The sequence below is a fragment of the Trueperaceae bacterium genome (assembly GCA_036381595.1).
GTDB lineage: Bacteria > Deinococcota > Deinococci > Deinococcales > Trueperaceae > DASVCN01.
In genome coordinates, this window is the sequence record DASVCN010000008.1 from 18,405 (window position 1) to 27,447 (window position 9,043).

At 63.6% G+C, this 9,043-nt stretch carries 7 protein-coding genes; all 7 read left to right on the top strand.

Annotated elements, in window-relative coordinates; genetic code table 11:
• Positions 1-138: 138 nt before the first annotated feature.
• The 7 genes from VF168_02075 to VF168_02105 all read left to right on the top strand — a co-directional run bounded on the left by VF168_02075 (position 139) and on the right by VF168_02105 (position 8,278).
• A complete protein-coding gene (locus tag VF168_02075) occupies positions 139-1,650 on the top strand; it encodes a glutathione ABC transporter substrate-binding protein (GenBank protein ID HEX7002958.1) in 1,512 nt (503 codons plus the stop codon).
• A 6-nt stretch (positions 1,651-1,656) separates the two neighbouring features.
• Positions 1,657-2,571 carry an ABC transporter permease gene (locus VF168_02080; GenBank protein HEX7002959.1) on the top strand — a complete coding sequence of 305 codons (915 nt, stop codon included), beginning with the start codon at positions 1,657-1,659 and terminating at the stop codon, positions 2,569-2,571.
• 83 nt (positions 2,572-2,654) lie between these two features.
• Positions 2,655-3,479 (top strand): ABC transporter permease, encoded by an 825-nt coding sequence (locus VF168_02085; GenBank protein HEX7002960.1) that lies wholly within the window; start codon positions 2,655-2,657, stop codon positions 3,477-3,479.
• Between the two features lie 65 nt (positions 3,480-3,544).
• Entirely contained in the window at positions 3,545-4,750 is a 1,206-nt protein-coding gene (locus VF168_02090) for an enolase C-terminal domain-like protein (GenBank protein ID HEX7002961.1), read from the top strand.
• Positions 4,747-5,457 (top strand): AroM family protein, encoded by a 711-nt coding sequence (locus VF168_02095; GenBank protein HEX7002962.1) that lies wholly within the window; start codon positions 4,747-4,749, stop codon positions 5,455-5,457. The genes VF168_02090 and VF168_02095 overlap by 4 nt, the downstream gene beginning before the upstream one ends.
• Positions 5,454-7,184, top strand: a complete 1,731-nt coding sequence (locus tag VF168_02100; protein ID HEX7002963.1) for a M28 family metallopeptidase — start codon at positions 5,454-5,456, stop codon at positions 7,182-7,184. The genes VF168_02095 and VF168_02100 overlap by 4 nt, the downstream gene beginning before the upstream one ends.
• 107 nt (positions 7,185-7,291) lie before the next feature.
• Positions 7,292-8,278: an NAD(P)H-quinone oxidoreductase gene (locus tag VF168_02105; GenBank protein ID HEX7002964.1), complete on the top strand. Its 987-nt coding sequence runs from the start codon at positions 7,292-7,294 to the stop codon at positions 8,276-8,278.
• Positions 8,279-9,043: the final 765 nt, after the last annotated feature.

Consider the following 9,043-nt stretch of genomic DNA (forward strand, 5'->3'; position numbering starts at 1 on the left):
CCTTGGCTGACGCCTTGCGCCCGGCCGAAACGGAAGGCATGCTCACCGCCCCGAGGTCCCAAATCCTCTCAACGCCCAGCAACCGAACCTACTCCCTCCCGGCCCCGAAACCTCCTCCTCAGACGCGAAAGGAACGGCATGAAGAGACTCGGAATACTCCTACTCACGGCCCTTATCGGCATCGGCTTGGCGCAGGAAGACACCCTCAGGGTGCTGCTCAGCTCCGAGCTGACCACCCTCGACCCGCAGATAACGACCGATACCGACTCGGCCGCGGTTCGCTACCAGATCTACAATGGCCTGCTCAAGATGACGGAATCCGGCGAGGCCGTGCCCGACCTCGCCGAGAGCTGGGAGATAAGCGAGGACGGCACCCAGTACACCTTCCAGCTACGCCCCGGGGTCACCTTCCACGACGGTGCACCCCTGAACGCGCAGGCGGTCAAGGCCTCCTTCGAACGGCTGCTCGCGGAGGATAGAGACACCAGCGCGAGCGCCTACTTCAAGCCGATCGTGGAAAGCGTCGAGGTCGTCGACGACCTGACCGTACGGTTCACGCTCAACGAGCCGTTCGCACCGTTTCTCAACACGCTGGCTCACCCGGCCGGGCACATCGTGAGTCCCCTCGCCATCGAGCAGTACGGCGAAGAGCTTGGCATGCACCCGGTAGGTACCGGCCCGTACCAGTTCAGCGAGTGGGTTCGTGGTGAAAGGCTCGTGCTGGAGCGCTTCGACGACTACTTCGAAGGCCCTGCCCCCATGGCCGCGATCGAATACAGGATCATTCCGGAGGCAGCTACCAGAGTCGCCCTGCTCGAAACCGACGAGGCAGACATAATCCTGCGCGTCACCCCCGACGAAGCGAAGCGACTCGCCCAGAATCCCGAAATCAAGCTCGAGACCACGCCGACCGCCCGAGCGATGTTCATGGCGATCAACATGACCCGAGAGCCGTTCGACGACAAGCGTGTTCGGCAGGCAATCAACCACGCCGTGAACGTGCGCGAGATCATCACTGCGCTCTTCGGCGAAGAGGTACCGCAGCTCGACTCTCCGTTGGCGCCCGGCGTCTTCGGCTATAACCCGACGCGAACCTACGAATTCGATCCGGAGCGCGCCCGTGAGCTCCTGGCCGAGGCCGGCTACGAGGCTGGCGACATCAGCATCGACCTCTGGTCGCCCAGCGGTCGTTATGTTCAAGACGCGACGGTTGCGCAAGCGGTCGCGCAGCAGCTCGAGGCCTTCGGCTTCGACGTCAACCTCCGGCTCTTCGGTGACTTCAGCGAGTACATCGAGGTCGCGTTCGTGGAAGACCGCGGCGACATGATGCTGCTCGGCTGGTCCCCCTCGACGCTGGAGGCAGAGGGAGGTCTCTACCAAATCCTCCACGGCGATCACGCCAACAAGTTCGCTAACAACTCTGGATTCGACAACCCTGAATTCAACCGGCTCATCGAGGAAGCCCGGTCCATGACCAGCGAAGAGGATCGGCTCGCCGCCTACGCTCAGGCACAGGAGATCGTCATGGAGGAAGCTCCCTGGCTCTTCCTCTACCCCCAACCGGTCATAACCGCGATGAGAGCGAACGTCCATGACGTGGTCATCCTGCCCTCCGAGCACCTGGTGCTACGCGAGGCCTGGAAGGAGTAAGGGCAGTTGTACCTGGCGCGCCGGCTCCTGGAGATAATCCCCGTGCTGTTCGCGGTGACTTTCATAGTCTTCGTCTCCGTGCGGCTCATTCCCGGGGATCCGGCGCGCACCATAGCTGGACTCGAGGCCAGCGCGGAAACGGTCAGGGCGATCCGCGAGGATCTGGGCCTCGACCAACCGCTGCTGTCCCAGTATGTCGTCTTCCTCAAGAACGCCATCGGCGGGGACCTAGGAGAGTCGTACTATTACGGAACCGAGGTGGTGGACGAAGTGCTACGGCGCTTCCCCGCCACCCTCCTCCTCGCCATCTCCGGACTTGCGGTGTCGGTCCTGGTCGGCATGTTCGTGGGCACGCTATCGGCCGTGAACAAGGGCTCGCTCATGGACCGCGGCACACTGATCTTCGCCATCGGCGGCATAAGCATGCCGTCGTTCTGGCTGGCGCTGATCCTGATCATTATCTTCGCAGTGAAACTTCAATGGCTTCCGGCTGGTGGTTACGGCACCTGGCAGCATCTGGTGCTTCCCGCGATCACGTTGGGCTTGTTCGGCGCGGGAACCATAGCCCGCCTCACTCGGTCGAGCGTCCTCGAGGTGCTACGCCAGGACTACGTTCGCACCGCGCGTTCCAAAGGCCTTCCCGGCCAGGTGATCCTGCTCAAGCATGCGTTGAAGAACGCGCTGATCCCGGTGATCACCGTCCTCGGACTGCAACTGGGCGCCTTCTTGAGCCGTGCTGTCGTTACCGAGACCGTCTTCGGCTGGCCTGGAATAGCGCGCCTCACGGTCACCGCCGTCCTGGATCGAGACTTCCCGCTCATTCAGGGCACCGTGCTCTGGCTGGCGATCGTCTTCATCGCGGCCAATCTCCTCGTCGACCTCGTCTACTCGCTCATAGATCCGCGGATCAGGTACGCGTAACCGTGGCCCGCTCACCGACAATCGGTGAAGATCGGTCGGAGAAAAACGGCGCGCCCGCTCGCCCCGCCTTCTGGCGTTCGCGGGTGTTTCGGACCCTCTGGAAGGACCCGTGGACCATCATGGGCGGGGTCATCGTCCTGCTCTTCATCCTGATGGCGATCCTGGCTCCTTGGCTCGCCCCCTACGACCCGACCCTGGGGAACATCCTCGCGAGATTGGAACCGCCCTCGCTCGAACACTGGTTCGGCACCGACGGGCTGGGCCGCGACCTGTTTTCGCGGGTGATCTACGGCGCTCGGCTCTCGGCGATCGTCGGTTTCTCATCCGTGATGTTCTCCGGCGCGTTGGGCATATTCATGGGTGCGGTCGCCGGCTACTTCGAGGGCTGGACCGACACGCTCGTCGGGCGGAGCGTCGACACCATGCTGGCTTTCCCAGGAATCCTACTCGCCATCCTGGTACTGGCGGTGTTGGGACCAGGACTCACCAGCGTGATCATCGCCGTCGGCATCTTCGGCATCCCTACCTACGCCCGAGTCGTGCGAGGCACCGTGCTGTCGGTGAAGCGGCTGGAGTTCGTGGAGGCGAGCCGAGCGTTGGGCGCCGGCCACGCCGCCACCCTGGTGCGCCACGTACTTCGCAACAGTTGGGCGCCAGTGATCGTGCTCACCAGCCTCAACTTCGGCACCGCGGTCCTCACGGCCTCTGCCCTCTCCTTCCTGGGCGTCGGCGTCCAGCCGCCGTCCCCAGAGTGGGGCGGGATCATCGCCGAGGGGCGGCAGTACGTGCGCGTCGCGCCCCACATCACCACCATCACAGGCATCTTCATCTTCGCGACGGTTCTCGGCTTCAACCTCTTGGGAGATGGCCTTCGTGACGCGCTCGATCCCAGGTCGCAGGACCGGTGAAGGAGCAGGCAATGGAACACTTACCATCACTTTCCATCCACCCCGAGGTTGGCGAGATTCGGCCGGTGGAAACGGTATCTGCTCGCCTGCTGCCCAGCCGCCTCACCCACGGGCTCACCCTCAAACACATCCGGCTGGAAGGGGAGAGGTTGCTGCCGGTCGTCCGCATCACGAATGGAGAGTCGGAAGGGTACGGCGAAGCGCCGCCCCTGCCCACCTTCACGGGCGAAGAGGCCGAGGACACGCTCGCCGAAGTCGAGGCGTACCTGCCGCGGCTTGTTGGGGTAGACCCACGAGAAGCCCTGCGGCGGCTTCATTCGGCGGACAATAGCTCTGGTGACTTGGCCCCTGAAGCAGATCCCGCCAACGACCGCTTGAAGGGCACCCTTCGTGCCAGCCTCCCCGCCCGCTGCGCCATCGACCTCGCGCTTCACGACCTGATCGCGCGCAGCCAGAGTGTTCCGCTCCACTCCATCCTCGGAGGCTCGAACAGGGCGTCCGTCACGATCACGAGGGCGATAGGGTTTCACCCTCTCGACCGCACCGTCGAGCTGGCGCGGCGGTACCTCTCAACCGGCGTCACCGCTCTGAAGCTGAAGGTAGGGCGCGAAACTGCAACCGACGCTGCCGTCGTCCGGGCCGTTCGGAAGGAGGTGGGACCGGAGGTCGAGCTGGCGGTGGACGCCAACGAATCGTTGGATACGGCCTCTGCGATCGAACTGGTCGAAGCGTGCAGGGAGGCGAGGCTCGCCTACTTCGAACAGCCCGTAGGGCGCGACGACTACGCCGGCTTGCGAGCTGTGCGCGAAACCGGAGTCAAAGTGCTCGCCGACGAGAGTCTCTTCACCGTGGAGGACGCCCGGCGCTTGCATGAAGCCGGAGCGGTGGACCTCCTTGCCATCAAGTTGATCAAGTGCGGCGGCCTCGCCCCAGCGCTCGAGATCGCACGCTTCGCCGTGAAGCACGACCTGCCGGTCATCGTCATAGACCCTCTGGGCAGCGCCCTAAGCCTGAACCCCGGACTGCACCTCGCAGCTGTCCTGCCCGACCGAGGATACGCCCACGGACTGAGCGCCGGCCTCGACGTCGACGCTCCGCATGCGCCACATCTGCCGCTTATAGGCGGAAGGCTGCAACTCCCTGTTGGACCGGGGAACGGCGCGCGAGTGGTGTGGCCCGGTCCGAACGGCGGTGGCTTGGGTCGCGATGGGGAAACCAGCCCGCAAGCGACAACTCTGAAGCAGGTCAATGACGAAAGGAGCAACAGATGAAACTCGCCTTCGCCACCATCGGTGAGGCCCCCAGGGATGACCTCGTGCCCTTCTTGCGTGAGCAGATTCCTCCCGACATCGAGGTCCTCGAGGATGGAGTGCTGAATCACCTCTCGCAGGAGGAGCGGCTGCAGCTGGACGTGGGAGACGACTCGCTTCACATGGTCACTCGAGACCGCGACGGCAACTCGTACCGCCTCAACTACCAGCGCACCCTCCCGCAGATGCAGAGGGTGGTCGACGGACTCGTCGACAAGGGGGCGGACCTGGTCGTGATCCTCTGCGGCGCCGACTGGACCCCGGTGAAGGCTAGGGTACCGATAGTCAACCCGGGACGACTTTTCCCCAACCTCATCCAGGCTCTGGGTTCGAACGTGAAGCTGGGAATTATCAAACCCGACTCGGGTCAGATCCCCCACACCGAACGTCAGTACCGTGACGAGCTCGGCCTGGATTCAGCGGTCGTGGCGGCCTCACCTTACGTTCCGGAGCGCCTCGACCTTGCCCGCCAAGCCGCCCGCGAACTGTCGACCCAGGGAGTCGAGCTCGTATGGATGACGTGCGTGGGAATGGGCGAGGAGATGCGTTCGGCGGTCAGGAGCGTGCTGCCCGTCCCCACCATCCTCGCCCGCTCGATCCTGGCGAAGGTGATCAACGAACTGCTGACCGACAAAGCGCGGTCTCGAACAGGAGGAGTACCTGCATGACGACGAAGACTAGCGAAGGACTGGACGAGCTGCTGCACCAGGTGTCGGAGGCCAACCTCGACTCCCACCTCGACTGGTGTTCCGGAGTGCGCCGCGACACCGGCGGACCGGGCGAGGAGAAGATGGTCGATTACATCGTCGAGACGCTACGGAAGGACGGCGTGCCGGTCACGGTGCACGAACACGACGCCTACCTCTCCTACCCGCGCCACGCTCTACTCGAGGTATTGGGGCCGGAGCCGATGAAGATCCGCTGCCTCACCCACTCCTTCGCGGCCTCGACAGATCGGAACGGCCTCACGGGTTCCCTTCGCTACCTTCCCGACAAGAACATGAAGGATGGGGCGGGCCGAATCGCCCTGGTGGACGGCCTGGCGATGCCCATCGAGGTGCTCCAGGCGAGCCGCGCCGGGGTGCAGGCGCTCATCTTCGCGAACGCCGACTGGTACATCCACAACATGATCGTCACGACCATCTGGGGAGGGTCCCCCACGCCCGAGCAGGAGGAACGGCTCCCCAGCGTGCCGGTCGTGTCGATCTCAAACGAGGATGGCAGGAAGCTCAAGGCGCTGCTCGAACGGGGTCCGGTCGATATGCGCGTGACGACCGAGGTGGAGACCGGTTGGCAACGAGTGAAGCTGCCGGAAGTGCGCATCCCCGCCAACTCTGACACCGATGAGTTCGTGCTGGTGGGCGGACACTACTGCTCGTGGGAAGTGGGCATTACCGACAACAGCACCGGCGTCGCGGCACTGCTGGAGATCGCGCGGGTTCTCTGGCAGAACCGAAACGACCTCGAGCGGAACGTTCGGGTCGCGTGGTGGCCTGGCCACTCCCATGGCCGCTACGCCGGGAGCACCTGGTATGCGGACCACTTCTTCGAGGATCTCGCCCGCAACTGCCTCGCGTATCACAACATCGACTCGCCCGGCGTCAAGGGAGCCACCAAGTACATCCTCCGTCACACCTCGGCGGAGATCGAGGCGTTCGGCCGGCAGGCGATCGAGAGCTTCACCGAGCAACGCGACCCAGAGGTCCACCGGCCCAGTCGAGCCGCGGACCAGTCCTTCCTTGCCAACGGCGTCCCGTCCTGCTCCCTCTACTCGTTCCTTCCCGACGGTCACCCGGACCGCAAGCCGTGGACCGGCGGTTGCGCCGGCGCCTGGTGGTGGCACACCGAACACGACACCAGGGACAAGGCCGATACCGCGATACTTGCCAAGGACGTCCGTCTTTCGCTGGGCTTCGTAACCCGCCTGGCCAACGCGGAGGTATTCCCGTTCGACTTCCACCTGCTCGCCCGTGAGACCAGGCAGTTCCTGACCGACGTCGCAGAAGCCGCGGGGAGTGAGCTGGATATGGAGCGCACTCTTGCCCTCGCCGACGAGTTGATCGCCGCGACGAAGGGGTTGAACGACCGTTTGGCGCAAGTTGAACCCGCACGCGCCAACGAGAAGCTCAGGCGCCTGGCCCGTACCCTGCTTCCGCTCGTCTACACCAGCGACGGCCGCTACGTCCACGAGGCGGCCGACATTACCCCAATGATGAGTACCCACAGGGCCTCCATGTACCCGGGCGTGAACCGCGCCTTCGGGCTGTCGAAGCTCGAGGGGACTCCAGAGCATGGCTTCCTGCTCACCAAGCTGCGCCGCCAGGTGAACAGGTTCAACGACTCCCTCGCCGCCGCCGTGGAGCTGGCAACCGAATACACGCCTGCCGGCACTTGAACGGCGTGGAGCGAGGGGACAGCCGTCGCTCCACGCCCTACGCCGTCTAGTCTCTGTCAAGCGTCCTGAGCAGAAATCGAAACGTCGAAGGGGCAGAGGGAGTGAAGATGAAAGCAATCGTCGTTGGCAGTCAGGAGGCAGGTGCCCCGCTGACGTGGAGCGAGATTTCTCCTCCCAGCCTGGGACCGGGCGAAGTCCTGGTAGACGTCCACGCCACCGCCCTCAATCGTGCCGACTTGCTACAACGCGCCGGAAAGTACCCGCCGCCGCCGGGCGCCAGTGAGATTCTCGGCTTGGAGATGGCTGGAACAGTCCGCCGGCAGGGCGAGGGCGCGAGCGGCTGGTCAGAAGGGGACAGGGTGTGCGCGCTACTGCCGGGCGGCGGTTACGCCGAGCAGGTGAGCGTCCCGGCGGACATGCTCATCCCCGTGCCGCCTGGCATGTCGATGGCACAGGCGGCCGCTCTGCCGGAAGCCTTCCTGACCGCCTACTCGGCCCTCTTCTGGGAGGGACGACTGAAAGATGGCGAAAAGGTGCTGATCCACGCCGGCGCGAGTGGCGTGGGCACTGCTGCCATCCAGCTGGCCCGCCGTGCCGGCTGCCGCGTCTTCGCCACGGCGGGAAGCCCGCAGAAGACAGCTGCCTGCGAGTCCCTGGGCGCAGAGTTGGGAATCAACTACCGCGAGCAGGATTTCGAGGAGCGGATCGGCGCTCACCTTGGCGGGAGTGGCGTCGACGTGATCATCGACATGGTGGGCAAGGACTACTTCGAAAAGAACCTGCGGCTGATGAACAAGCGGGGCCGGCTTGTCTTCGTTTCTGCCCAGAGCGGGAACAGTGTGGGGCTGAACATCCGTGAGTTAATGGCTAAGCGACTCGAGCTGATCGGCGCCACGCTGCGCGTTCGGCCGGTGGAGGAGAAGGTCGCCCTCAAGGACTCCTTCCTCGGGCGCTTCGGTTCAGACCTCGAGGCCGGCGAGGTGAAACCGGTCATCGACCGGGTCTTCCCGATCGCTCAGGTGGAGGAGGCGCACCGGTTCATGAGCGAGAAGCGGAACATCGGCAAGATCGTGCTGGCGATTTCTCGGGATTGAGGCCCTTTGCGACGCTCTGTAAAACTACTCTGAGCAGACTACTTCGAGGAAGTCCCGGAGGGTAGTTACTACTCGCCGCGTCGGGATGGTAACTATTCACCGTTAAGGTCCCGTAGAAGTTACCATCACCATCTACAATTTTTGGCGGATCTGTCGCATAGGGATTGCAGGCGCTGTATGTTGAGTACTTGGAACCATAGTCGCCATAGCGGTTGAAGATCGATGTGGCAGAATATTGACTACCGTAACTTCCATAGCGATTCAAGACGGAGTCACTGTCGTGCTCGTTGCACGTGAGGCAGCCTAGGAAAACCTCGTATCCGTCGCCTCCGAACAGCAGCAGGTCGGACTGTGCCTGTGCGAAGGGGAAGAGTCCGACGAAGAGCAGTGTGAAGAGAAGCGACATCTTTATCATGCCTGACCAGCCCTTCCGACCAGAATCTCAGCTTCCTAGCGCGACGTTGATAAATTGTAGGGCATCAAAGCGCTTGAAGTGACCATTAAACTCTGTGGTCTAGCAAGGTCAGTTAGCTGATTGCAGTACGTCGGTACCGGAATCCTCTTGTTTGTGCGGTCCGTAGACGGGCTCAAGGGACCTCTGGAGTGTTCACACAGGTGGTGACGTCCATGAATCGTGAGCCCATCCCACATTCCACTCCACCGACCGACCCGGCCCCTCGGTCGCCCGATCGCCCCGCTCCCTGCGCTACCCTTGAAGGAACGCCCGAAGGAGCACCTCTTGCGCGTCTCACTGTTCATCCCCTG

What these genes read in the sequence shown, in the direction of transcription:
- VF168_02095 (HEX7002962.1), top strand. Translation starts at nt 4,747, where the DNA reads ATGAAACTCGCCTTCGCCACCATCGGTGAGGCCCCCAGGGATGACCTC.
- VF168_02100 (HEX7002963.1), top strand. Translation starts at nt 5,454, where the DNA reads ATGACGACGAAGACTAGCGAAGGACTGGACGAGCTGCTGCACCAGGTG.
- VF168_02075 (HEX7002958.1), top strand. Translation starts at nt 139, where the DNA reads ATGAAGAGACTCGGAATACTCCTACTCACGGCCCTTATCGGCATCGGC.
- VF168_02105 (HEX7002964.1), top strand. Translation starts at nt 7,292, where the DNA reads ATGAAAGCAATCGTCGTTGGCAGTCAGGAGGCAGGTGCCCCGCTGACG.